Source organism: Pseudomonas sp. NFX183, assembly GCF_047943075.1.
In the GTDB taxonomy this organism is placed as follows: Bacteria; Pseudomonadota; Gammaproteobacteria; order Pseudomonadales; family Pseudomonadaceae; genus Aquipseudomonas.
In genome coordinates this window covers 4814562-4835424 of sequence record NZ_CP181333.1, presented here as the reverse complement: position 1 = coordinate 4835424, position 20863 = coordinate 4814562, and the positions used below count along the sequence as shown (strand labels likewise).

At 56.0% G+C, this 20863-nt stretch carries 32 protein-coding genes and 2 pseudogenes; 18 read left to right on the top strand and 16 right to left on the bottom strand.

The features are described from left to right. The first annotated feature begins 864 nt into the window (after positions 1-864). A complete protein-coding gene (locus tag ACM530_RS22705) occupies positions 865-2643 on the top strand; it encodes an EAL domain-containing protein (protein WP_416363210.1) in 1779 nt (592 codons plus the stop codon). Between the two features lie 173 nt (positions 2644-2816). Further along, positions 2817-3053, top strand: a complete 237-nt coding sequence (locus tag ACM530_RS22700) for a hypothetical protein (RefSeq protein WP_416363209.1) — start codon at positions 2817-2819, stop codon at positions 3051-3053. A gap of 67 nt (positions 3054-3120) precedes the next feature. On the opposite strand, the gene ACM530_RS22695 is transcribed toward ACM530_RS22700, so the two are convergent. The 12 genes and pseudogenes from ACM530_RS22695 to ACM530_RS22640 all read right to left on the bottom strand — a co-directional run bounded on the left by ACM530_RS22695 (position 3121) and on the right by ACM530_RS22640 (position 9502). Next, complete coding sequence (locus ACM530_RS22695) at positions 3121-3666, bottom strand: hypothetical protein (RefSeq protein WP_416363208.1); 546 nt, start codon at positions 3664-3666, stop codon at positions 3121-3123. Further along, positions 3663-4307, bottom strand: a complete 645-nt coding sequence (locus tag ACM530_RS22690) for a recombination protein NinG (protein ID WP_145163855.1) — start codon at positions 4305-4307, stop codon at positions 3663-3665. The genes ACM530_RS22695 and ACM530_RS22690 overlap by 4 nt, the downstream gene beginning before the upstream one ends. Then, positions 4304-4819 carry a hypothetical protein gene (locus tag ACM530_RS22685; protein WP_416363207.1) on the bottom strand — a complete coding sequence of 172 codons (516 nt, stop codon included), beginning with the start codon at positions 4817-4819 and terminating at the stop codon, positions 4304-4306. The genes ACM530_RS22690 and ACM530_RS22685 overlap by 4 nt, the downstream gene beginning before the upstream one ends. Further along, positions 4816-4983, bottom strand: a complete 168-nt coding sequence (locus tag ACM530_RS22680) for a hypothetical protein (RefSeq protein ID WP_416363206.1) — start codon at positions 4981-4983, stop codon at positions 4816-4818. Before ACM530_RS22680 ends, ACM530_RS22685 begins: the two co-directional genes overlap by 4 nt. After that, positions 4980-5423: a hypothetical protein gene (locus tag ACM530_RS22675; protein ID WP_416363205.1), complete on the bottom strand. Its 444-nt coding sequence runs from the start codon at positions 5421-5423 to the stop codon at positions 4980-4982. Before ACM530_RS22675 ends, ACM530_RS22680 begins: the two co-directional genes overlap by 4 nt. Continuing rightward, positions 5420-6208: a hypothetical protein gene (locus tag ACM530_RS22670; protein WP_145163849.1), complete on the bottom strand. Its 789-nt coding sequence runs from the start codon at positions 6206-6208 to the stop codon at positions 5420-5422. Before ACM530_RS22670 ends, ACM530_RS22675 begins: the two co-directional genes overlap by 4 nt. After that, positions 6195-7124: a helix-turn-helix domain-containing protein gene (locus tag ACM530_RS22665; protein ID WP_416363204.1), complete on the bottom strand. Its 930-nt coding sequence runs from the start codon at positions 7122-7124 to the stop codon at positions 6195-6197. Before ACM530_RS22665 ends, ACM530_RS22670 begins: the two co-directional genes overlap by 14 nt. After that, complete coding sequence (locus ACM530_RS22660; RefSeq protein ID WP_416365113.1) at positions 7121-7408, bottom strand: HNH endonuclease; 288 nt, start codon at positions 7406-7408, stop codon at positions 7121-7123. Before ACM530_RS22660 ends, ACM530_RS22665 begins: the two co-directional genes overlap by 4 nt. Before the next feature lie 9 nt (positions 7409-7417). Continuing rightward, positions 7418-7708: pseudogene (locus tag ACM530_RS22655) on the bottom strand (phage replication protein); the annotation flags it as partial. A gap of 1 nt (position 7709) precedes the next feature. Then, the gene (locus ACM530_RS22650; RefSeq protein WP_404488446.1) at positions 7710-8570 is read right to left on the bottom strand and encodes a Bro-N domain-containing protein; all 861 of its coding nucleotides are present in this window, start codon (positions 8568-8570) and stop codon (positions 7710-7712) included. Between the two features lie 69 nt (positions 8571-8639). Continuing rightward, complete coding sequence (locus ACM530_RS22645; RefSeq protein ID WP_369301059.1) at positions 8640-9254, bottom strand: hypothetical protein; 615 nt, start codon at positions 9252-9254, stop codon at positions 8640-8642. Between the two features lie 50 nt (positions 9255-9304). Beyond that, the gene (locus ACM530_RS22640; RefSeq protein WP_369301440.1) at positions 9305-9502 is read right to left on the bottom strand and encodes a Cro/CI family transcriptional regulator; all 198 of its coding nucleotides are present in this window, start codon (positions 9500-9502) and stop codon (positions 9305-9307) included. A gap of 115 nt (positions 9503-9617) precedes the next feature. Here ACM530_RS22640 and ACM530_RS22635 point away from each other — a divergent pair, with 115 nt between their 5' ends. The 13 genes and pseudogenes from ACM530_RS22635 to ACM530_RS22575 all read left to right on the top strand — a co-directional run bounded on the left by ACM530_RS22635 (position 9618) and on the right by ACM530_RS22575 (position 17111). Next, positions 9618-10430, top strand: a complete 813-nt coding sequence (locus ACM530_RS22635) for a LexA family transcriptional regulator (RefSeq protein ID WP_369301060.1) — start codon at positions 9618-9620, stop codon at positions 10428-10430. Then, positions 10427-10644 (top strand): annotated as a pseudogene (locus ACM530_RS22630) (hypothetical protein). The gene ACM530_RS22635 and the pseudogene ACM530_RS22630 overlap by 4 nt, the downstream one beginning before the upstream one ends. A 113-nt stretch (positions 10645-10757) precedes the next feature. Then, on the top strand, positions 10758-11675 hold the full coding sequence (locus ACM530_RS22625; RefSeq protein ID WP_056861762.1) for a hypothetical protein: 918 nt from the start codon (positions 10758-10760) through the stop codon (positions 11673-11675). A gap of 392 nt (positions 11676-12067) precedes the next feature. Further along, positions 12068-12211, top strand: a complete 144-nt coding sequence (locus ACM530_RS22620; protein ID WP_369301061.1) for a hypothetical protein — start codon at positions 12068-12070, stop codon at positions 12209-12211. A gap of 514 nt (positions 12212-12725) precedes the next feature. Continuing rightward, complete coding sequence (locus ACM530_RS22615; RefSeq protein WP_369301063.1) at positions 12726-12962, top strand: DUF1654 domain-containing protein; 237 nt, start codon at positions 12726-12728, stop codon at positions 12960-12962. A 762-nt stretch (positions 12963-13724) separates the two neighbouring features. Continuing rightward, entirely contained in the window at positions 13725-14162 is a 438-nt protein-coding gene (locus tag ACM530_RS22610; protein WP_369301065.1) for a hypothetical protein, read from the top strand. Beyond that, positions 14159-14350, top strand: coding sequence for a hypothetical protein (locus ACM530_RS22605; RefSeq protein ID WP_145163824.1), 192 nt, complete (start codon positions 14159-14161; stop codon positions 14348-14350). Before ACM530_RS22610 ends, ACM530_RS22605 begins: the two co-directional genes overlap by 4 nt. Further along, a complete protein-coding gene (locus tag ACM530_RS22600) occupies positions 14347-14541 on the top strand; it encodes a hypothetical protein (protein WP_145163822.1) in 195 nt (64 codons plus the stop codon). Before ACM530_RS22605 ends, ACM530_RS22600 begins: the two co-directional genes overlap by 4 nt. Positions 14542-14694: 153 nt before the next feature. Continuing rightward, the gene (locus ACM530_RS22595; protein WP_416363203.1) at positions 14695-15432 is read left to right on the top strand and encodes a hypothetical protein; all 738 of its coding nucleotides are present in this window, start codon (positions 14695-14697) and stop codon (positions 15430-15432) included. Continuing rightward, positions 15429-15992 carry a siphovirus Gp157 family protein gene (locus tag ACM530_RS22590; RefSeq protein ID WP_145163819.1) on the top strand — a complete coding sequence of 188 codons (564 nt, stop codon included), beginning with the start codon at positions 15429-15431 and terminating at the stop codon, positions 15990-15992. Before ACM530_RS22595 ends, ACM530_RS22590 begins: the two co-directional genes overlap by 4 nt. A 7-nt stretch (positions 15993-15999) precedes the next feature. Continuing rightward, a complete protein-coding gene (locus ACM530_RS22585; protein WP_416363202.1) occupies positions 16000-16245 on the top strand; it encodes a hypothetical protein in 246 nt (81 codons plus the stop codon). Beyond that, complete coding sequence (locus ACM530_RS22580; RefSeq protein ID WP_416363201.1) at positions 16242-16712, top strand: hypothetical protein; 471 nt, start codon at positions 16242-16244, stop codon at positions 16710-16712. Before ACM530_RS22585 ends, ACM530_RS22580 begins: the two co-directional genes overlap by 4 nt. A 69-nt stretch (positions 16713-16781) precedes the next feature. After that, positions 16782-17111, top strand: coding sequence for a hypothetical protein (locus tag ACM530_RS22575; protein WP_416363200.1), 330 nt, complete (start codon positions 16782-16784; stop codon positions 17109-17111). 23 nt (positions 17112-17134) lie between these two features. On the opposite strand, the gene ACM530_RS22570 is transcribed toward ACM530_RS22575, so the two are convergent. Then, positions 17135-17314 (bottom strand): hypothetical protein, encoded by a 180-nt coding sequence (locus tag ACM530_RS22570; protein ID WP_416363199.1) that lies wholly within the window; start codon positions 17312-17314, stop codon positions 17135-17137. A 114-nt stretch (positions 17315-17428) separates the two neighbouring features. Between ACM530_RS22570 and yejK the strand changes: the two genes are divergently transcribed. The 3 genes from yejK to ACM530_RS22555 all read left to right on the top strand — a co-directional run bounded on the left by yejK (position 17429) and on the right by ACM530_RS22555 (position 19570). Continuing rightward, complete coding sequence (gene yejK, locus ACM530_RS22565; RefSeq protein ID WP_416363198.1) at positions 17429-18436, top strand: nucleoid-associated protein YejK; 1008 nt, start codon at positions 17429-17431, stop codon at positions 18434-18436. Positions 18437-18493: 57 nt separating this feature from the next. Then, the gene (locus tag ACM530_RS22560) at positions 18494-18844 is read left to right on the top strand and encodes a hypothetical protein (protein WP_416363197.1); all 351 of its coding nucleotides are present in this window, start codon (positions 18494-18496) and stop codon (positions 18842-18844) included. 93 nt (positions 18845-18937) lie between these two features. Further along, entirely contained in the window at positions 18938-19570 is a 633-nt protein-coding gene (locus ACM530_RS22555; RefSeq protein ID WP_416363196.1) for a hypothetical protein, read from the top strand. 6 nt (positions 19571-19576) lie between these two features. Here ACM530_RS22555 and ACM530_RS22550 read toward each other — a convergent pair whose 3' ends face one another. From ACM530_RS22550 to ACM530_RS22540, 3 genes are all read right to left on the bottom strand, one after another. Further along, a complete protein-coding gene (locus ACM530_RS22550) occupies positions 19577-19789 on the bottom strand; it encodes a hypothetical protein (protein WP_416363195.1) in 213 nt (70 codons plus the stop codon). Between the two features lie 86 nt (positions 19790-19875). Then, positions 19876-20367: a hypothetical protein gene (locus tag ACM530_RS22545; RefSeq protein ID WP_416363194.1), complete on the bottom strand. Its 492-nt coding sequence runs from the start codon at positions 20365-20367 to the stop codon at positions 19876-19878. A gap of 74 nt (positions 20368-20441) precedes the next feature. Beyond that, positions 20442-20834, bottom strand: a complete 393-nt coding sequence (locus tag ACM530_RS22540; protein WP_242199519.1) for a hypothetical protein — start codon at positions 20832-20834, stop codon at positions 20442-20444. Between the last annotated feature and the right edge of the window lie 29 nt (positions 20835-20863).

Genomic DNA, 20863 nt, shown 5'->3' with positions numbered 1-20863 from the left:
TCGACCTCGGTCAAGCGGCGCTCCAAAAAAACTTATCCTTTTATCCTTCTCCAGACTCACCAAGTATTTGCAGTTTCATCGCAGAAATTTCTGTTACGAGAACAGTAATGCGAGAAGACTGCGCATCATTCATAACCACCCGCTCAATTTGCTCGATCTGAGTCTGAGCCCTGACCGCGGGTACCTAGCCGCTCACTGGGCTGAATTGAGGGTACAGATCTTTTCTGTGCCTCTTATCGGGAAAAATCCAGCGAATGCTGGGTGCCCGAATAGGGACGTCACAATCAATGAAATTAAAGTGAGGTCGATACTAAATCGACGCCCAACTCAGTGTGCAGATCATGCGGAAGGCCTAGCGCCAAATATTCCAAAAACTTTGGTTGTCGAATATGAGGGACGGCGAGAGGTTCGAAGCAGCACTCCTCTCCATTGGCATTGGCCGGAGAGATCTAGATACGTGCGCACTTTGCTCGGGATCGGGTCGATGAGGACACCTTATCTGCCCCGTTTGCGCAGCGTTCGGAAAAGAAAGCCAGCCATGGATGCGAAAAATGAAGCGGCGCGGCCATTTTTTTCACACAAACTCAAAACGCGTAAGATCGACAGCATGGGCGAATAATCTCTCACTTTCTCACTCGACGCAACTCCATTTTGTGATAAAAGGAGATTTTTTATAGCTACAGTTGCTAAGCATCAAGTATTTCAGGGGAATTGTTAGCGGCTTTAGGCGACCCTAAACATATGAGCTCGCTTTCGGCACCAATCCTACCGAATAAAGCTATGACCATCATAGATAAATGCAGTCGAATTGGTGATGAGCATCTGATATGTTCACACACATATGTGTTCCAAGCGGAGGTGATCATGGATGCTGCCGATTCGACCCCAGATTATGAAGAGGTGCGCTTGAAGCGCGTGGCAGAATTTTGCTCATGCGACCAAGAGAGTGATGAGGTTTTCGAAAAGTTAATCGCTATCACTTCAGAATATTTCAACGTACCGATCGCACTGATATCCATTGTAGATGAGCATAAGCAATGGTTTAGAGCTCGGATTGGAATCCCAGAACACTCAACATCTCGCGGTATTTCGTTCTGCGCGCACTCGCTTTTTGACAAAAACCCTTTAGAGGTTTTAGACGCTAGAATGGACGAACGCTTCAAAGATAACCCTATGGTAAATGGACCACCTTATATTAGGTATTACGCTGGCGCGCCTCTTCTTACAGATGACGGCTTCTCTCTCGGTAGTCTCTGCATTATCGATACATCTCGTAGAGAACCAATGAGCAAACGAGACATGGGAATGCTCGTTTATTTCGCTCAACTCGTAATTATGCGAATGACGGGCTTACGCTCACGCACCTACATTGACCAGCCAACTGGCCTATTTAATCGACTCCGATTGGAAGAAGATATAAGACTCGTCAGCACCACTGACGAAGAACATTATCTTTATGCTGTGGACGTTATCTCACCTAAATTTCTAAACGACGTTGTAAAAGCTCTCGGGTACAGTTTCTCACAGGAACTAATGCTCAACGTCAAGACTCGCCTTCAAGCGATATTACCAAAAGGTTGCGTCTTATATAAAATCAGCCCTACACGATTTGGCTTTCTTCTACATGCGATAGACCCTATAGAGACTCTGTGTATGAAGATACTTTCAGATTTCGAACGGCCGGTTGATTGCAAAGGGATTCCCATACAGATGCAGACAGGCATTGGCGTGTTACCTCTTATCGACTCAGGGGAGAAAGACTGGCTTCGCTTAGTGGTTGGAGCTGCTGACGACGCTAGAGTTCGCAATCTGGGATGGTCACTGTATCAACCGAAGTTAGATGCAGCACAGAAACGGGCGTTTGTGCTACTAAGCTCATTATCTGAGGCCGTCCGGTCAGCCAGCCAATTAAATTTGGTTTTCCATCCGAAAGTACACCTGTCGGATTTTTCCTGCGAAAGTGTTGAGGCGTTAATCCGCTGGACCCACCCGACACTCGGCCCTATAGGTCCAGCTGAATTTATTCCTTTGGCTGAAAAGACTGCATTAATGCGACCTCTGACTTTCTGGGTACTTGATGCAGTTGCCACGCAAGCAAAAGAGTGGAAGGATCAAGGGATTAAATTGAGAGTGGCCATGAACGTAACTGTTGGCGACCTTGAAAATTCGAATTTCGTAGATCGAATCGAAGACCTTATAGGCGAGAGCGACCTTGATCCAGACGATTTAGAGCTGGAATTCACTGAAAGCATGCTTATGTCCGAACCCGTAACGGTAATAGCGCAACTGGAGCGCGCACGAAAATTGGGCATAGAGGTCTCTGTGGACGACTTTGGCACTGGTTACAGCAACTGGTCATATCTACGACAGCTTCCAGTTAACACGGTGAAACTTGACCAATCACTAATTAGCAACCTCAATGCAAATGAAAAAGACAAGCGACTCGTTAAGACATTGATCGAGCTCGCTAAAGGACTGGGATATCGGGTAGTAGCAGAGGGAGTTGAAACCGAAAAGATTCTGTCCCTCATTAGCCAATGGGGCTGCACCGAGGCCCAAGGGTACTTGATTACTAAGCCTCTGAGCGCAGGTCTATTGACCGAGTGGTTGCAACAGGGAGGTTTTCGACCTGAATCTCGATAAGGCGAGAGCACCCAATTTTGTGCTATGCCGAGGCGCCTTTGATCTCTCAGCCTCCGCGCTGAGTCCCGCCTCTATACGCGCTTAGAAAACGTCGACTCCAGCATTGAGAACCTTCAATTCTCCGTCTAGTTTTACTAGACCCAATCAGGGACGACTGAAATCGGAGATAGGATATGCGTGGATATAAGGGAGTATTCGTTGTGGCGTGTCTAGCTGCGGGAATCATGTCACAAGCGGGCATCGCTAGCGCCGAGGGGGATATTGCCACAGACGTGCGCACGGATGTACGTAATGCAGACAAAGAAGCTGACCGCGCCGAGCATGATGTTGATAAGGAAGCGAAGCATCTAGAAAACGAGCGGCACAAGGGCGATCGCCACGTAGATAAAGAGATGAAGAAAGACCTCTAAAAAACATGACCATGGCGGCGGGCAGCCCTAACATCGGCTCCCCGCCATCTCAATAGTGCGCCCCATCCTATGCAGCAACAGTTTCAATTAATCCTTCCGCATCGAGCAGGTCTTGAGCAGCGGTCAGCGCAGCATTCACCTGGTCGTCTAACACTTTACGGATAGACGAACGCCAGCGGTGGCGTGTCGATTCCGGCTTACCATCATTGTCCCAATTAGTAATGTTGTACCAGGCAGCGGGTAGCACCGCGGCGGAGCGCTTGCCCTCGGCACCGGACACCTGCGGGATGGCCCAGGTAAGTACAGCGCACTCACGGAACCGTTTCGGCGCCGGCGTCTTCACCGAGTTCAGCAGTTCCAAAATGGCGCCATGCTTTCGTTCCTGGTGCGTCGAGTACTTAGCCACAAGTGCCCGCCAGTGCGCCGGGCTCAACGCCTTGTGTAGCCGCCCGAACACCCAGCAGTCCTGAAGAAACGCAGCCTCCTTGCCGACGATCTCCCCCTTCTGCTTAGCGCACTGCACCTTCGGTTCAAAGTCGCAGCCGCCGGCGGAAGTGATGGTCTCAGCCGCGAGGGCTCGAACTACTGCTGAAACGACGTTGCGATAGGTCATGCGGCTTCCCCTTTTTTCAGCTCTCTGGTCATTGCCCGGTATTTGGCCTTGATGGCCTTGATCTCATCCACGGTGTACTTGCGCGCCTCATGAGGCCCTTCGATCCATGCGACCTTCTCGGCACCAATGCGCAGCACAAGGCGGATGCGGTACTCCACGGCGTTGCCGGAAAGGTTTCGGTTGCACTTCACGCACTGACGGTGGATGTTCGACGGCTCGAAGCGCAGCTCTGGGCAGGCGCCGACGGATCTATAGTGCCCAGCGTCCCAGCGGCTGCCAGTCATGAGATCGTTGTCAATGGGCGTCGAGTCGCAGCTGATGCATGGCAGGTGCGCGTCACGCAGGCGCACGTACTCGTTCACCGCGGCTTGGGCTTCGCGCAGGTGGTCCGCCCTACTCTTCATCTTCTCCTTGCGGACCTTGATGTCCTTGCGCTCAACGTCGGCCAGCGCCTTTCGTGCCCGGACCTGATTGACCGGCGCATGAGCCAGCGCACAAGCAATTTCACCACAAACCGCCTGGAAGTCTCGAACCGGGGTGAACTTGACCCGGCATACGGCGCAGCACTTCTGGCGGCGCGCCCGGGTCTGGATCCCGCCGGACTTGAGCGGCGTGGTGCGCTTCAGTTCGGTACGCTTCATGCCGCCTCCTTGAATGCTTCAAACTCTGCCATTTCGGTCAGGCGCTCTTCCGTGAGCGTTGGCCAGTCATGCAGCATCAGGTACGCGCAGCACTGGCGCCAGAAGTCTTGGAATGTCTCCTCCCCCATTGAGTCGTACGAGAGACTGCGAGGTGTCTTGCGCGTGAGCTGGCCCAGGCCAGGGATGTCGAACAACTCCTCGTCGCAGTACACGCCCGACTCCAGTTGCAAGGCCTTAATGGCGTCGTGGGACTGCTTGCCAGAGAACCGGTCGATGTTCTGGCTCAGCACCCGGCCCAGGCCGTGGACCAAACCATTGAACCGTGGGTTGCGTGGCTGCTTGAGGTCGGCACGAATCTTCGTGTTTATCCGAAAATCGCGCTCGCGGAGTATCGACCGGTCAGCGTCGGAGGACGGCACGAACGCTGCCACCTCCTTGCCAGTAGCCGGATCGACCAGGCGGCGCAGCACCAGGTACACAGGCATTGGGCGTGGCTTGGCTGGCTTGGTCATAGCCGCTCCTCCCTACCACTACCGCGGAAGCAAAGATCCAGACCAAAACCAAATACGCCAAGTACCACCACCACACCCAAAGGCACAGAAAAGAACGCTATTACCAGGCCAACCGCCAGTGCTGGCACGGCGGCGAAGAACAGCCCTGCAAGGAAGTTGCTCATGACGGCTCTCCCTTGCCCATGACGGCGCGTCGACCTTCGTGGAACGCCATTACCTCCTGCATTCCGTTATCCAATGCGACGATCTCGCGGTCGAAGTAGGCCTGGCTGTCGGTCTCACCCTCTGGAGGTAGCTCGCCCGGGCCGGCCAGCGAGTTGTAGATCCACGCCATTGCGGCGGCCGGGCCCTTGCCATGCTCTTCCTCGATGAGGGCCGAGCGCATGGCGAGGAGGTAGCGACCAAACAGCAGATCCAATTCCTTGATACGCATGCGGGCCAACTCGTTCTCTGCCAGCAGCTCCAGGGCCACCTCCTCCACGGTCTTCTCCCCGAGGAATTCCTGCAGCGCCTCGGTGTTGCGCTTCCAGTCGGCGCAGTCGGCCCGGAATGACGCGGCTTCGGCCCAGAGCATTTTCTGAAGTTGTTGCTTGTCGATGGTCATGCTCGTGACTCCAATTCCTGGGCCTGCTTGATCAGCAGCGCGCGGCGATCCGCCAACTCGTTGGCAGCTGCAATCCGTATTTCGTCCATCTGCTGTGCGCTGGCTTTGCGCATTTCCAGCATCGAGCTCTTAACGATCTCGAGCTTTGCGCGAAGGGCGGGCTCCGGCCGGGTGACGTTGCCAGTGAGCAATCCGGCAATGGCCCGGCCATCTTCGGTGATCGGCTCAACGCTCAGGTCTGCCAGGTACTTCTGGGCGCGTTCGCGCGGGATGCGCTTCAGCTCCATCGCCTTGGTCACAGCCTGCACACGCCGGTTGGCGTCGAAGCCCACGGATACGTGCCAGTTGACCGGCTTCGCATCTTCGCGAGCCTGGCTCACGAACCTCTGGTAGGCGTCAATGAACGCCATGCGCGCGCCGATTTTGTCGCCGCCATCCAAGATGGGTTTCGCGGCTGCCAGGGCCAGCTGGATCTCATCGGTCAGCACCACGGTTTCAAATTCGTCGTTGGTGGTCATGGCGATGGCCCAGGCCTCGTCCTTGCCCGGGCGCCCGTCGGAGGACTGGACGCGCTGCAGGATGTCGGCCATCGCCAGCTTGCCCTTCACCTCGAAGCGGCAAGCCTTCAGTGCGCCTTTCACGACAGGCACCGGATACGCACAGAGGTCTTCAGCCATCATCGCGGCAGTGCCCGGGTTCATTTCCTGGCCCATGGCCTCGGCGGTGGCGCAGATGGCGGCGGCCAGCCCGGCAACCTGCTGGTCATTCATTTCAAAGGTATTCATTGCGGTCACCTGCTTGGCGTTTGGCCATTACCATCTGGGCGGCCTGCTCCGCTGCGGAGTGGTTCGCCTCTGTCCGTTCCATCTGGCGGGCGGTTGTCCCGTTGATACGCTGCCCGGTCACCCACTGGGTGTGATAGCTCTCGGCGTTGGCCAGCAGCTCGTTGAGGCTGTGGCACTTGCGCAGTACAGCGGCATCGCTGGTTTTCAGGAAGTGGGCAGCGACGTGATGGGCGACATCGGCGCCGAGGCGGTCGACCAGTTGGCCGAGCTGGCCGCCGACCTTGGCATTCCACACCGGCCAGGCGCTGTAGCGCTTGCGGTATGCCATGGCGTAATTCGCCCAGACCTTGAAGGTTTTGCAGGTCTGGTCTTTGGGGCCCGGCATGTCGGCGGGGATCTCAACCCGTGGGGCATCGGTGCGATCAGCCACCAGCATCAAGCCGCGGGAGTGAGCCGGAACAACCTCGGCGGGAGCCGGGGGTGCAATTGGTTCATTGACCGGTTCCATGACTGGTTCAAGAGAGTTACTGATTCTGGGTGCAGCTGCTGCACTACCCCCTGGTGCAGGAGATTCACTAGGGGGTGAACCTGCTGCACTACCCGGGTGAATCTGCTGCACTACCCCTGGTGCAGGAGGTGCACCACCCCCTTCGAGGGTCAGGAAGTAAACGTTCGACGAATTCCCTTTTGGGCCTCCCTTCCGGATCTCCTTGCGCAACAGTCCCGCCTCACACAGAGCGGTGATGTGGTTCATGACAGAGCGCTTGCTGATCTCGCACTGATCGGCGATGTGCTGGTAGGACGGCCAGCACTCACCAACGTCGCTGGCGTTGTCGGCCAACTTGATCAGCACCAGCTTGCGCAGTGGATTACCGACGCGAAGTTTCATCGCGGCGACCATAAGGCCCATGCTCATGCTGCACCTCCGGCGAACGCGCGGAAATCAATCGTCCGCACGCCCTTCCAGCTATTGCAGGACATGCAAAGGGTCTGGAGGTTGCCCAAAGAAGCCTCTCCACCTTGGCTTTCAGGTACGACGTGATCAGCCCTCAAACGCATCAGCACCGAGCAGCCACAGCGCAAGCACGCGTGACCGTCACGGGCGAATACCCGAGCACGCAAGCCAGAAGGGATTGGTTTCTTTTTCGTCCTGCGCCGGGGCGGGAGGGCCCGTGGTTGGTGCGCGGTGACGTGACCCATACGGTCCGGGTTCCACTCACAGCCTTTTTCCGTGAGTCGGAATGCTTCAGGACGAAGCTCAATCAAACCGGCCTCTTCAAGGGCCTTCAGCATGCGGTAAGCGGTGTCTGGCTTGTGGGTGAGCAGCGGCAACTCCTCAGTGATCTTGGCCTTGCTCAGCGCGAAGAAGACCCCGTCATAGGTATTGATTGGCTTGGTCCAGCTCGGGCAGCCGTAGACGAAGGCGAACAGCAGGGCCTGCTGAGAATTCAGCCCCCACTCCAGCGCCTTCACCTGGTTAATCGTGACGGTGTATTGCATGTCAGGCCTTCCCGACCTTTGCGGCCAATTCGATGAAGCGATCCACGTACCAGTGAGGCTGCGTCTCGCGGGGGCATTGAGGGCTGGTGAGGTTCTTGCCGTAGGCCAGGCCCTTCCCGGTCACGGACCAGAAGTCGATCATTTCCTGCTTGGAGTTTTTGCGCCGCAGGACCTTGAGGAAGCCGTGGGCCTCCAGTGCAAGGTTGAAGGCGCGGGCGGTGCTGGCGATGGCGTGATCTTTGATCAGGGCGGTAATTGCCTTGGTGGGCATCGAAGAGCCGCCAGCGGCATCAGGGGCGGCGTCAACGGCGTAGCCTGGAAGAAACTTGGCGTCCAGGCCGTTGTTGGCGGCGATCATGGCCAACATCAGCATCTTGCTGGAGTTGGCCGGCTTCAGCAGGCGGTCGAAGCATTCCAGAATGGCGAGTTCGCCAATGACCTTGGAGTTGTTCGTCTCTTGGGCGGTGTAAGAGCCGGTCTTTCGAATGGTCGGCAGCACCTGGCCCACCACCCACTCTTCGAACTGCTCAGCAGCCGGAAGCTTGGACTTCATCACAAGACGGTAGAGATCGCGCTCAGGGATGATTTGCACTGCGCGGACCTGACCTCCCATTTCGGTATGGCAGGTACTGACCGCTTTGCAGTGAACATTGATCGCTTTCGACGTGTTGGAGTAGCCGAGGGTTTCGGCGATATCCTTGGCGATGAACCAAGGCTCTCCGAGGCCGTCGTCAATTACGCGGACAGGGAAGCCGTGGAAGTCGAAAGGGGTCACAGGCTTAATCCGCGCCACGTTTTGAAATTGCGGAAAACGTGGCGCGGGAATATTGGGGGTATTGATCGATTCAGTGTGTTGGTGCATGATTTGCTCGAATTGTTTACCGCTGTAGAAAAAGCCGACCTCTAACGTTGGCTTTTTTGTGCCTGCTAGTCAGGCTATGGATTTCAGTGGCCGAGCCGCCGCGAGCAGTTGCTCAGCTCTACGCCCCAACTCCCCCGCCTTCGCTTCAACCTGACGGCACTGCTTGGCGAACGCTGGCAAGTGCGGAAGGTCCAGTTCGCACATCACTTGATCATCAAAAACTTCGCTGCCGGTATCGATCACATCGCCCAGCGCGCGGATCAGCGCACCGAAGCTTTTGTTCGCACATTGGTCGCTGGTCATCTGGCGGGCGCCGGTCAGGCCGTGGCGGCTTGCAAGCTCGTTTACGCAGTGGTCGCGGAATTCGGGTTCAAGGGCGTTGACCCAGGACTCTTCCAGCCACGACGGCATTTCCTGATCGCCAGACAGCCAGCGCTGAACACGCTTGAGCCAGCGACCGGTAGCCTTCACAAACTCATTTACGTCGGCGGTCAGTTCCGCAGAGTTGAAGTCAGGAACGTCTTTCTTCTGGGCGCGCTCCGGGATCGACAGGTGCAACTCGCGACTCAACGCCTGGGCGAAGTCGTCCTGGCTCAGGCTGGTGCGTGCGATCTGGTTTGCAGCGTGGGCGACCAGCACCTGATCACGGGTTTGTACGGTGTGTCTAGAACTGGACGTTTTCATGAGGCCTGCCCTCTTCTAACCTGGCTTCAATGGAGCGGCGGACAGAGACGTCAGGCGGCTGTCTTACGTGCGGGAATAGGGCGTATCTCATTTGCCTGGATCGACCCGTCGTCCATCAGCGTGATCGAGATATCCCGACTAGAGTGATACATCTGAGATACGGCGCTTTGCTGGATACCCAGAGCCTTGGCGAGATCGCTCTGGGTTCCGTGCGATGACAGGTATTCCCCGAGGGATACAGTCTTCATCATCTGAGTCTCCGGTTGAGTTGCAGCCATATTAGCACTGCTGTTTTAAACTAAACAAGGAAAGGATTAGCAGTGCTGTTTGCAGAAATATCAGCGCTGCTACTTAATCACTCGCATGACCAAGCCCATTCGAACCCCTCTTAACCAAGAGCAGCTAAATGATGCCGCTCGCCTAAAAGACGCGTACCGCAACGCGGTTAAGGCGTCGAAGGATAAAGGCGAAAGCCCGGCACTCAACCAATTTGAAGTTGGCGCAAGGTGTGGCTGGAGCTCACCGCAGAGCACTGTAAGCCAGTACCTTAATGGAAAGGTCGCACTCAACTTGGACGCCCTCATCAAGCTGGCAGAGGTATTCGGCGTCAAACCTTGGGATATAAGTCCATCACTTGCAGACGGTATCAGGCGCGCCGCTGGCGAAACGGCAGTCCACATGCACAGTGGTAGGGATCTAGCCGCAAATAGCCCCTTTCCTGCCGGCAGTGATATCGAAGCAGCGGAAGAAAAATACGCCCACGTACCGCAGTACAGCGCCAAGGCGGCTGCCGGCATCGGACATGAGAATCCGCACGTCGAGTCAATAGCCACTCTCGCGTTCAAGCGCGACTGGCTGCGAACCAAAGGTGTGAAGCCAGAGAGTTTGATCGTGATTTATGCCGACGGCGATAGTATGTGGCCAACGATCAATGACCATGACGTCCTGCTGCTTGATACCTCTAAAACCGAGCCTGTCGATGGTCAGGTGTTCGTTCTCACTAGTGCGGACAAAGGCTCGATCGTTAAACGAGTCGTGAAGACACCGCTCGGCGGCTGGATCCTCAGAAGCGATAACGATGACTGTGATGACTACGCCGATATTGTGCTTGTCCGCAGTGAAGTGAATGAGCACCGCATCATCGGCAAGGTTATCTGGAGAGGTGGAGACCTGTGAATCTCACCAAGCCAAACCAAGACCTAAAGCACGACCTACAAGCATCGCCTCCGACCTCAAGTGGTCAGCCGTAGAGCTAATGAGAATTTTGGAGCGGCTGACGCTTGCCGGCAATGAGGCGGGTACCCAAGCCGTGCTGAAGATGTGCACGGTGCTTTTTGCGGACGAGGATCGGCTGGCCGGGTATGCGGACGAGGTGAAGGCGGCCAGATAAATCGAAGCAAGCCTGAATAGGCGCATAGTTTGGCGCGGAGGGATGCTGTAGCCTCTCGCTTTCGGACGGGCAGCCATAGTCTTAAATAGACAGAATCACGCACGGAAGCAACAATGGAAGACATGAGCAAAGCATCGCTACAAGTCGTTTATGACGGGCCCGCGCTTCAATCGCACGAGATGGAGGTGCGTGATCTTGCGCCCGCCCTTCTGGCTCTCGGGGAGCTTTTCGAAGAGGCAAACGCCACGCTCAACGATGGCCGAACCAAGCTCTCCGTCAGCGTCAAAGGATCATTTAAAACTGGCAGTTTTGGAATTGATCTTGGCGTAACGCAGAGTCTGATTCAGCAAGCCCAGGATCTTTTTGCCGGTAGCCCGGTTACCGCAGCGGCGAATCTGATCGCCCTGCTCGGCTTTACGAGCCTAACAACGAGGGGTGTTTTTCAGCTCATCAAGTGGGTTCGCAATCGAGATATCACAAAAGTTGAAATCCTTAGCGATGGCGTTGTCAGGGTTTTCTGCGATCAGGAGCATTTCGACACCGAGGAAAAGGTCTTAGCGCTGTTCCGAAATTGGAAGCTACGCAAGGCTTTCCAAGACGTAGTGCACAAACCGCTCCAGCGGCCGGGAGTTGATTACTTCGCCGTTCGCGAGCCTGATGGCGATTTCGTAGCGGCATCAGAAACGGAAGCCGAAAACTTCATCGCTCCCGAGCAGGAAGAGGAGCGACTTGATGAGAGTGAGCGAGTGGCCAGCCTTCAGTTGGTGAACATCGCCTTTCGCGACGAAAATAAATGGAGATTCCACGATGGCGCGTCCACGTTCTACGCATCAATTGTTGATCCAAGTTTCCTTTCGATGATTGAGAGTGGCGATCTGCGATTTGGCAAGGGAGATATCTTAAGGGTTCGCCTAAAGGAAATTAAAACCCTTGTGGGCGATCAGTTGAAGGCCGAGCACCAAGTTTTGGAAGTGCTTGACCATCGCCGCTCTGGCACTCAGCTAAAGCTTCCAATTCAACACCCCGATTGAATCAAGCCCGGCCCAGCGCCGGGCTTCTTGTATCTACTCTACCCTGGCCCGCCCATACATTGCGCAGTACTGCAAAGCAATGCTCCCGCGTGCTGCACCAGCCTTCTCCACTCATCGCTAGTTATGAGGTCCGCTCGCTCCATTGCGTCAGCCCGCCTCAGCAATTCGAAATATTTAAACTCTGCGTCCATTCGACTTGCAGCCAACGCACATAGCTCGCGCCAAGCTGTGAGGGCTAATTTTCGCTGCTCCTCTCTCATAGGAAACCCGCCATCGACATTCCGGATATGCGTCAGATTACAGGCGTCAATAGCGTGATGCTGCTAAAGGCGACCAATGGTGGCCGTACGCCATGATTGGCAAAGTGTCGGCTCTATTACGGGAGGGATTCAATGCGTTTGAAAAACTGCACTCCGCTTGCTGCTTTGACCATGGCCTTGGCTGGCTACGCCGCATCGCAACAGAGAACTCCAGTCGCACAGGTCGCTGCAGGTCCTGCCAAGGCGCCGCATGTGTTCAAGGCTATTGATTTCTAATATGACCCAAATTCACCTGAGGCCGTCAACTTCTCTAGGCAACTGGATCTTCCTGCATGGCAGTGCGACCTGGAGACGACCACTAGCAATGCTATGGTTTGATATGCGAGCGCTCAAACTATAGCCGTATACAACAACTCGCTTAGCGCATGCTTCAAGCACGCTAGGGCACAGGGTGATGAAGCAGTTAATCGCCTAAAGGCCGCCAAAGTACCGGCCACACAGGCCGAACTGAGCAAGGACCTATACCCAAAGTGGTCGGCCTACATGGTCACCATGAGTGCCTATCGCACTACGGGCCAACAAGCCAAATCCGCGTACCAGGCCGCGAAAGAAGCTCTCGCGACAGAGGTGAAGTTTTCTAACTGACCTTTAGCCGAAGCATCCAAGCCTGCCAAGTGCGTGCTTTTTTATGCTTCGCACCGACAGGAGTACATCCGTACTCTTAAAGCTTGCCCTTCCTACGGGCATGAAATACTGTTTATGCATACAGCCAAACAGCGGAGCGTCATCTATGGCAAAGCACAAATCTCAAGCACCAAAAGAACCGTCGACCTATGAATTGCTCGGCATGCGCGTACAGCGAGCGGTCAATGCGACCAAGGCGCAGGCATCCAAATCTGCGCTCTTGGAGCGCTCCACAAATGACGATCCGGCTGATTGGGACCGCGTGCTGGACGAAATAGCGGAAAACGATAACGTGACCATCGCCCATCGGGATGACGGATTAATTCAGCTGCTATGGACGTAACCTGGAGAAGACTGAGCCTGCCCTCAATAGAGCCCGCACTTGCTGCGGGCTTTTTCATGTTCGCGCAAAATACATTAGCAGTGCTGTTTACTTCAATTATCAGCAGTGCTAATTTATCTTCACCGAGTCACCCAACAGCGACTCGCCAGGGCCTTGCAGCCCAACGCTCTTTAGCGAAACCCCTCGCCGGATCACCGCCGGCCCAGATTCAAAGGCAGCGATGAACCGGCCTAAACGGTTCAGAGGGTTGGCAACTGACCCGGGCGTGCAGCGTAAAGCGCCAAGTACAGTTATCCAGCGGGAGAACAAACCGAAAGGCCCGCGGCTGGAAGAACATTTGATTCAAGCCGGTGACCGACGCCAGTAGCGGGTCACGGCCAGCTCCAAAAGATTTGAATTAGCGATCCCAATAGCCTCGGCTGGGAACGCCGGACCTCATGCACCCTGCCCACCTAACCGGGCAAACGAGCTGCAGCGTGCTTGTTGTAGGGACCTGTGATCCAAGGCGAATAGATGCTGATTGACGCCCTGAGGAGGAAGCTCACCGCCAACCTACGAAGATGAACGGCCAGCCCTGCAATCAGCAGCGGGCAACGAGCCACACCGCTGACGCAACAAACCCAGGCCGTCGCCAGTAGCGGGCCTGGGCCCCCTTCCCCACCTCTATTACGTCAGCACTCCTCCCCCGCGCCCATCGGCAACCAGCGGGAGGCATGAGTGTTGACGAATACAGGTGAACAACCCGCCACCTTGGAGGCGACCATGAACGCAGCATTGAATATTTGCCAGGAGCGTTACGACGCTCAGTTGCCTCCAGAGGTCAGCGAGAGCAACGAGGTGGCTGACTGGCTTGAGCATTCGGCGGAGCGCTTGGTGTGCGGCGTCGACATCAACTGGAAACGGCGCTTCGGCCAGCCGCAGGTCGTAACGTTCGACCGGTTCTGCACGGTCCTGCAAGGCCACCTTAACCAACGCCAGATCGACGGCTTGGACCAGCGTGATTCGTTTGCCCGCCTGCTGCTGTCGGCGATGCTTGGCAGCCAGAGCGACGCACGGTCCCACGCCGCGGACCTGCTGGGCCAGCAACGGCCAATTGAAGCAATCGAGAAGATCGCTGTAGCGCTGCTGAGGCCGTATGCCGAAGACGCAGTAGCTGCGGAAAGGGAAGAGCGCGAAGACGACGTGGATGCCGATGTATGAGCCCGCACATCTTGATCGACGAAGCGCTGGAGGCGCTTGAACACCCAAGCTGCGAGCCCGGCTCCCAAGCCGTCGTGGCACGGATGATCACCAACATGCTTACCGGCGACGCGATCACCGTCGAAGAATTCAACCACTACTGCCAGCGCCTGCTGAAGATCACCAGGCAGCGCAAGGAGGCCGCATGACCACCGCACCGGTTAAATCGCTGATTGATGAGCAGCTTGAAGACGTTGAGTCAAAGCTGATCATGCTGGGCTTCGGCCTCCCCTTCAATGAAGTGATCGGCCAGCCGCGTGAGCGTGCTGTGGCCACCTTGCCGAAGCGCCTGGCGGCGACCATGAAGGGCGGTCGAATTGCGGTGAGGGTTCGGCCGTGACCACCCGCCAGCGCACCCGGCGTCTGCTCATCTGGCGCGGCTCCTTCTCTGCCCTCGCAGTCTTCACCCTCCTGATGTTGCTCAGCGCTCTCGCTGATCGGATCACCTCCTAAACACTTACAGCGCCCCTCTCCGGCGGCGCGGAGACCAATCATGTCCGAACAGAACATGCATATCTGGAACAAGGTCGATAAGACCGACACCAGGTTCACCAAAAAAGCCAAGGTCAACGGCCAGGACATCACCAGCTTGAGCGGTACCGCGATGGCCATGAAGGCCACCGAGTTGTTTGGTCCGGTCGGCATCGGCTGGGGCTGGAGGATTGTCGAAGAGCGCTTCGATGAGGGTCATGAAATCTTCATCGGGGAAGGCGACAAGCGCGCATGCATAGGTCGCGAGATTGGTCACACAGTCAAAATTGCGCTCTGGTTCATGCAGGACGGCCAGCGTGGCGAGATCGAGCAATACGGCTGCACTCGGTACCAGTACAAAACTACCTACGGCATGACCACTGACGGCGAAGCGCCAAAAAAATCGCTCACCGACGCCATCAAGAAATCGCTTTCGATGCTTGGGTTCAGCGCCGACGTGTTCCTCGGGCTGTTCGATGACGACGCGTACGTCACTCAACTCAAAGAAGAGGAAGCGATCGCAAATGCCGACGACAAGGACGCTGAAATTCTTCGGCAGAAGCAGGAGCGCGTGGACTGGCTCGCCTCAGCAGTTGAGACAATCGGCAAGGCCGTCACTACGTACGAACTGAAAACCTTGAACGTGAAGTACATCCGCGAAGCCACTCGCCGCAACGAGCCCGCTTTCATCGCCCGCATCACTCGCGCATTCGAAGAACGCAAAGCCAGCCTTGAGAAAGGCAAGGAGGCAGCAGCATGACTCAACTGTACGCACTCACCGGCAAACTCGCCGAACTCCAAGCCATGGCCGACACCGATGATGAAGGCCTTAAAGAGGCTTTGCAGCACGCGATGGACGAAGTCCAGGGCGACTTCAACGACAAGGCCGACAACATCGTTATGTTGCGCCGCAATATCGAAAGCGACGTGACGGCCATCGAAAACGAAATCGAGCGCCTGGCCGAACTCAAGCGGATCAAGTCCAACAGTGTGTCGCAGATCAGCGACTATCTGCGGCGCAACATGGAAGCCGCCAACATCAAGTCGATCAAGCGTCCGCTCTTCACCATCACACTGGCCATGGGCAGCGAACGGGTGATCGTGGATAACGAAGATGCAGTGCCGGACGAACTGACCACTGTGAAGTCGAGCATTGCTCCGGACAAAAAAGCCATTGCCGCCAAGCTCAAGGAGATCCGCGAACATAACGAAGCGGTGCGCAAGCGCATGGCAGCCGGTGAAGACGCTGAACACGAACTTCTACCCGAACCTACCTGGGCTCACTTGGAGCGCGGCGACAGTTCGATCCGAATCAAGTGAGGTCGCCATGTACGTCAGCAACCACCTCAACCTGTTTGAGCAGCACCGCCAGGACGCCTACTCAATATCGGAGCGCACGGCGGAGTTCTTGGCCGCTGGCGGGACAGTCGCGCAGTTGCCAAGCCCGCCACGCAAACCACTGCCACCGCCCCGCTCCACCAAGATCGATCCCGAAACCATCCTCAAGCGCCGCAAGCCGTCTATCACAGCGGCAGAACGTAAGGCGCTGCGCAAACTCGCGGTGGCACTATGAGCAAGCGCAAACCGCATAACCTGCATGCACGCATAGCCCGATCGTGCCGCTCGCTGCTGGCATCCAATCACGTCGCAGTGGTCAACATCGACCCCAGCGGCCGCCAGGGCATGATCAATTACAAGTCGCTGAAGAACATCGCGCCGGGGAAGATTGGCCAGGCCGTCTGCGGTATCCCCCACCGATGGACGATCTACCTCAGCGCCCTCTGCATTGACGCCCGCGGCGACCGGTACAGCAAGTCGGTGGAGGTGGCGCCCGATGGTGTTTACCTCTCCGACCACCTGGAAGACGTGATCGAGCATTGCTACAAGAAGCTGCGCGACGAGGCGAATCAAAGCCAGATGGTGGCTTCGGGCTGGATCGCCATACCTGAAGCAATATCGCTGGACGAGGCGCACGCCGCACGGATATTCGAAGCGGTCGGCGCCTGGCAACAGGTGAAGGTCGATTCATGCGCCGCATAGCCCGCATCCAGCAACGCAAACGTCAAACCTGGCTCGCACTGCCGGCCAGCGGAATAGAAGAGGTAGGCCATGGCAGCAGTACCCCAGAAAGAACGCTCGGCGAAGTCTGCCAGAAAGCGTTTGGCACTTGCCGAGGAAGAGTTGAGGCTCAGGGTCCGCCCAGGCACCCGGCAAGCGCTGGCCGACCTGATGGAGTGGTCAGGCATTACTGAGCAGGGCGAGGCGATGACGCTGATGATTCATCACCTGCACGCGATGGGCTCCGCGAAGTGCCAGCCGCTGCTGAATCCGCCGCGCCACGAAATCGAGATATCGCAAAACGTGGCGCGGGAATTTCGCAATAAAAGCCTGCTCGCCATCCAGAAAGACCCGGGCGACGAGATCATCGAACCAGCATAACCCACCCTACTTGCTGCATCCGGTTACTTGCGACCGCTCGCACCGAAGAAAGGAAGCACCAGCAAAAATAGCCCCCCTGCAAGAATGCCAACACCAAAGGTATGCACAAAACCTTCTGAGTTGGTGGCAATGATGGCTGCACCAGCGATCGCCCCGGCGCAGCCCACTATCCGTATGTTTTTGCTCGGCGACTTCAGTTCCATTGCAGTGATGCTCCCTATTAAGAATGCGCTGAGTTTATCGCAGCGCCCTTCAAATAAGAATCTTTCTCGCTGCATCCGGTAACCGGAGGGCGGCGCCTATCTGAGGTAACCGCAATGCCAATTCTCCACAGCGCAATCCACAAAATCGACAAGAAGCCCGACGGCAACCCGGCGGTGCTGCATCTGGCCTCAACTGAGCAGGTTGAAAGCCAGGCCCGCGACGATCTGATGCAGCAGTTCAACGAAAACTACAACGCCACCGCTGGCAAGGCCTGGGGGTTCTTTCAGGCCGAGTCGGGTGCATATCCCCTCAGCGGCTGGCTGAGCAAGTACCTGGCCGGCGGCTCCACCTTCTTGGAGTTCAGCACCACCGCGGTCGAACACCTTACCAAGCTGATGGAAGAATCGAACCTTTCCACCGGTGGGCACGCGCTCTTCTGCCATTACCAGCAAGGTATGACCGATTACCTGGTCATCGCCCTGGTGCAGGAAACAGAAGCGGTGACCATGACCGAAAAACTCCACCTGATAACGGTGAAGCGCCTGGACCTGGACCACATCCGCCTGGCAGCACGGATCAATATCAGCGAATGGCAGAACAACCCGCGGTCGCTGCAATACATCTCCTACCTCAAGGGCAAGCAGGGCCGCAAGTTCAACGAGTACTTTCGCGATTTCATCGGCTGCCAGGAAGGAATCGACGGCCCGGGCGAGACCCGCACGCTGTTGAAGGCTTTCAGCGACTTTGTTGAGAGCGAGGACATGGTCGATGAGGAGGCCCGCGAGAAGACGACCACCCTAGTCAACTATTCCATGGCCCAGGCCAAGATCGGGGAACCAATCACCCTCGACGAGCTGTCGGGGCTGATCGACGAAGACCAGCCGAAGAACTTCTACGACTTCATCAAGGCCAAGGACTACGGGATTTCAGAGACCCTTCCGCCGGACAAGAAGACGCTCAACAAATTCCGGCGATTCACTGGCCGGGCCGAGGGTATGTCGATCAGCTTCGAGGCCCACCTGCTGGGCGACAAAATCAAGTTTGACGTAGCCGGTGGCACGCTGACGCTGCGCGGGCTGCCCACTCAACTGACCGAGCAGCTCAAGCGCGCGGCAGCCTGACACCAACCGCAGCGCCGCGCTCTCGACGGAGGGCGGCGCCTGACTGGAGTATCAGCCTTGAAACTGGAGATCAAAGAGCTGTACCGCTGCGGTGAGTGCCGCGAGATCCATGACGATGAGGACGAGGCCCGCGAGTGCTGCATGCCGGCCGTTTACACGCTCTACGTCTGCCCGGTGTGCGCTGAGAATCATGACCAAGCGGAAGATGCGATGTCCTGCTGCAATGCGGACGGAATCAGTTGCCCTCAATGCCGACGAGATTACCCGTCGATCTCAATCGATTACCAGGCAATCAAGATCGCCGGGCACTGCAACGCTTGCAACCCGCTGTTCACCATTGAGCAGCAGCTCGCAGTTCAGGATCTGCACTACCAGTACACCGGTAAGCGCGAACATCTTCACGAATGATCCGGCTCCATGTCGGTCCACCCGTAATACCCCAACCCAAACCAAATTGCCACCACCGGCCACCGGAGGGAGGCGCATGACTGGAGATAATCCATGGACGACCAGTTCTACCTACAAGACAGCCGCCGTCATGCCTACGTCGGCGACGGGTTGTCGTTCTGGGGCTTTGGTGGCTCCGGGTACGTCACCGACTTGGCCAAGGCCCAGGTGTTCACCCGTGACGGCGCTTGCGATCACCGAGACACCGACATCCCTTGGCCCAAGGCTTACGTCGACGCCATGGCGCGCACTGGTGTCGATTGCCAAAATGTCACCTTGAGCGAGGCGCTGGAACAACACCCCGACGCAGCCGAGTTTTTCATCCAGAAGCCGCAGTGCTGGAACGGCAACAACCTGATTTGGCTTTGTGAGGACGGGGTATTCACCAGCGACCTGTCGAAGGCAGTCGTAGTGCCGAGAGCTCACACCGTCACCTGGATCGGTAAGCTCGGTCAATCAGGCGCAGTGGTCTGGCCCAAACCCTGCATCGACGCCCGCTCCCGGCGCCTTGTTGAGCGCGACGACGTGAATATCAAGGAAGCCCTGCGCGGTACCGGAATCAAGTTGGCCAAGCCGAAGAGGCCTAAAATGATAATGTTCAATTGCGTTGGCTGCGGCCGGTTCATCAGCGACGCTCAGCGCTATCGGGAAGACTGTCGGAACTGCGGAACAAGCAACACGCCTTGAGGAGCATTAACGCGCACGCTTAATGCTGCCCTGTTGCATGAGCTGTTCAAACTCAGCAAGCATAGTGACCGCCATGAACTGCAGCTCACCGTACTGAGCGGCTATCTCGTCGGTCTGGAATGGCCAGTTTTTCTCGTAGAAGTCTTCCGCCGCTACCGCCGCTTCATCTTTCGCGATTTGAAGATCACGAATACCTGCTTCGTAGTTGTACTCACGCACACCTACCTCCTTGATCCGGCTCCATGCCGGTCACTCAAAATAAATTAGTATGAAAATTCGATCATTGTTTCCGTGATGACACTCAATCAAGTGACAGACTGTTTGTCCTTTAAATCTAGATATTTTTGGGTTCTGTAATACCACAACAGTATACCAACAAATGCAACTATTAATGAAACGCACTGCAGCCATCCGTAAAGATAAGCCAGACCTTTGAGCTTGTTAAAATAGCTTTTGACCAATTCCAAATTAGCATTGAGTTTTGCATTTACTAATTTTGCCTCATCAAATCTTGACTGTATTTTATCTCTAGTCGCCTCCAGGCTCGGCATAGCCCCCACCAACTCCTGGAGTGTTGTCGTTCCAGAATTCAGGTCAGCAATAACCTTAGAAAGACGATTCGAATCTGTCTTAATCGCGTCTAGAGTCGCTAAGAACTCGACCTGCTGAATGGTCAAACTATCAATTTTCAATTCAAGATCATCTGATCTCTTATTCAAATCAAAAAAGAAAAAGACAAAACATATCATCCCTACAATCGAGAGAAACTTATACAGATTATCCGTTGGTGCCTGCATGACTTGTCCCTAATAGCGCTCAAAATGACCCTACCTAATACCCCATATCAACAAATCACGCCAGCCGGCGATGATCAGTTGACGTCCAATATGAGCAACAATCGCATCGCGTCTTCTATCGATTGAATGCTGATTGCCCAATGCTCAGCGTCTTTGTGTGAGTTGTCGGTGAAGCTTTCTGGGAAGAGTGCCTTTGTGGCCGCTATCTGAGTTCGATACCGGTCAACAACTGGCGGCCGCCAATGAAAAAGCAGCCTCTTGCGTGACGGCATGATCGAAAAACACCACGCACCACCTTGGCGAACAGCAACAGAGCGGACTTTTCCCTGCTTAGCCGTACTGCAACTGACACTTTTCAGGCAGGTGAAGGTGCCAACCAGTAACGCGAAAGCCTCCCTGGCGCCGCCAACTCGGATGTACTCGTAAAACTCAGCGATTCGCTCCGAATCGTCTGGACCTTCCAGCATCACGCATTCCTCCAACGTAACCCCCTAAA

What these genes read in the sequence shown, in the direction of transcription:
- ACM530_RS22540 (WP_242199519.1), bottom strand. Translation starts at nt 20,834, where the DNA reads ATGCTGGAAGGTCCAGACGATTCGGAGCGAATCGCTGAGTTTTACGAG.
- ACM530_RS22590 (WP_145163819.1), top strand. Translation starts at nt 15,429, where the DNA reads ATGACTCAACTGTACGCACTCACCGGCAAACTCGCCGAACTCCAAGCC.
- ACM530_RS22660 (WP_416365113.1), bottom strand. Translation starts at nt 7,408, where the DNA reads ATGGGTCACGTCACCGCGCACCAACCACGGGCCCTCCCGCCCCGGCGC.
- ACM530_RS22575 (WP_416363200.1), top strand. Translation starts at nt 16,782, where the DNA reads ATGGCAGCAGTACCCCAGAAAGAACGCTCGGCGAAGTCTGCCAGAAAG.
- ACM530_RS22620 (WP_369301061.1), top strand. Translation starts at nt 12,068, where the DNA reads ATGCGTTTGAAAAACTGCACTCCGCTTGCTGCTTTGACCATGGCCTTG.
- ACM530_RS22545 (WP_416363194.1), bottom strand. Translation starts at nt 20,367, where the DNA reads ATGCAGGCACCAACGGATAATCTGTATAAGTTTCTCTCGATTGTAGGG.
- ACM530_RS22625 (WP_056861762.1), top strand. Translation starts at nt 10,758, where the DNA reads ATGGAAGACATGAGCAAAGCATCGCTACAAGTCGTTTATGACGGGCCC.
- ACM530_RS22615 (WP_369301063.1), top strand. Translation starts at nt 12,726, where the DNA reads ATGGCAAAGCACAAATCTCAAGCACCAAAAGAACCGTCGACCTATGAA.
- ACM530_RS22670 (WP_145163849.1), bottom strand. Translation starts at nt 6,208, where the DNA reads ATGAATACCTTTGAAATGAATGACCAGCAGGTTGCCGGGCTGGCCGCC.
- ACM530_RS22675 (WP_416363205.1), bottom strand. Translation starts at nt 5,423, where the DNA reads ATGACCATCGACAAGCAACAACTTCAGAAAATGCTCTGGGCCGAAGCC.
- ACM530_RS22585 (WP_416363202.1), top strand. Translation starts at nt 16,000, where the DNA reads ATGTACGTCAGCAACCACCTCAACCTGTTTGAGCAGCACCGCCAGGAC.
- ACM530_RS22605 (WP_145163824.1), top strand. Translation starts at nt 14,159, where the DNA reads ATGAGCCCGCACATCTTGATCGACGAAGCGCTGGAGGCGCTTGAACAC.
- ACM530_RS22640 (WP_369301440.1), bottom strand. Translation starts at nt 9,502, where the DNA reads ATGAAGACTGTATCCCTCGGGGAATACCTGTCATCGCACGGAACCCAG.
- ACM530_RS22610 (WP_369301065.1), top strand. Translation starts at nt 13,725, where the DNA reads ATGAACGCAGCATTGAATATTTGCCAGGAGCGTTACGACGCTCAGTTG.
- ACM530_RS22555 (WP_416363196.1), top strand. Translation starts at nt 18,938, where the DNA reads ATGGACGACCAGTTCTACCTACAAGACAGCCGCCGTCATGCCTACGTC.
- ACM530_RS22600 (WP_145163822.1), top strand. Translation starts at nt 14,347, where the DNA reads ATGACCACCGCACCGGTTAAATCGCTGATTGATGAGCAGCTTGAAGAC.
- ACM530_RS22635 (WP_369301060.1), top strand. Translation starts at nt 9,618, where the DNA reads ATGACCAAGCCCATTCGAACCCCTCTTAACCAAGAGCAGCTAAATGAT.
- ACM530_RS22665 (WP_416363204.1), bottom strand. Translation starts at nt 7,124, where the DNA reads ATGAGCATGGGCCTTATGGTCGCCGCGATGAAACTTCGCGTCGGTAAT.
- ACM530_RS22680 (WP_416363206.1), bottom strand. Translation starts at nt 4,983, where the DNA reads ATGAGCAACTTCCTTGCAGGGCTGTTCTTCGCCGCCGTGCCAGCACTG.
- ACM530_RS22705 (WP_416363210.1), top strand. Translation starts at nt 865, where the DNA reads ATGGATGCTGCCGATTCGACCCCAGATTATGAAGAGGTGCGCTTGAAG.
- ACM530_RS22690 (WP_145163855.1), bottom strand. Translation starts at nt 4,307, where the DNA reads ATGAAGCGTACCGAACTGAAGCGCACCACGCCGCTCAAGTCCGGCGGG.
- ACM530_RS22650 (WP_404488446.1), bottom strand. Translation starts at nt 8,570, where the DNA reads ATGCACCAACACACTGAATCGATCAATACCCCCAATATTCCCGCGCCA.
- ACM530_RS22695 (WP_416363208.1), bottom strand. Translation starts at nt 3,666, where the DNA reads ATGACCTATCGCAACGTCGTTTCAGCAGTAGTTCGAGCCCTCGCGGCT.
- ACM530_RS22685 (WP_416363207.1), bottom strand. Translation starts at nt 4,819, where the DNA reads ATGACCAAGCCAGCCAAGCCACGCCCAATGCCTGTGTACCTGGTGCTG.
- ACM530_RS22700 (WP_416363209.1), top strand. Translation starts at nt 2,817, where the DNA reads ATGCGTGGATATAAGGGAGTATTCGTTGTGGCGTGTCTAGCTGCGGGA.
- ACM530_RS22580 (WP_416363201.1), top strand. Translation starts at nt 16,242, where the DNA reads ATGAGCAAGCGCAAACCGCATAACCTGCATGCACGCATAGCCCGATCG.
- ACM530_RS22595 (WP_416363203.1), top strand. Translation starts at nt 14,695, where the DNA reads ATGTCCGAACAGAACATGCATATCTGGAACAAGGTCGATAAGACCGAC.
- yejK (WP_416363198.1), top strand. Translation starts at nt 17,429, where the DNA reads ATGCCAATTCTCCACAGCGCAATCCACAAAATCGACAAGAAGCCCGAC.
- ACM530_RS22645 (WP_369301059.1), bottom strand. Translation starts at nt 9,254, where the DNA reads ATGAAAACGTCCAGTTCTAGACACACCGTACAAACCCGTGATCAGGTG.
- ACM530_RS22570 (WP_416363199.1), bottom strand. Translation starts at nt 17,314, where the DNA reads ATGGAACTGAAGTCGCCGAGCAAAAACATACGGATAGTGGGCTGCGCC.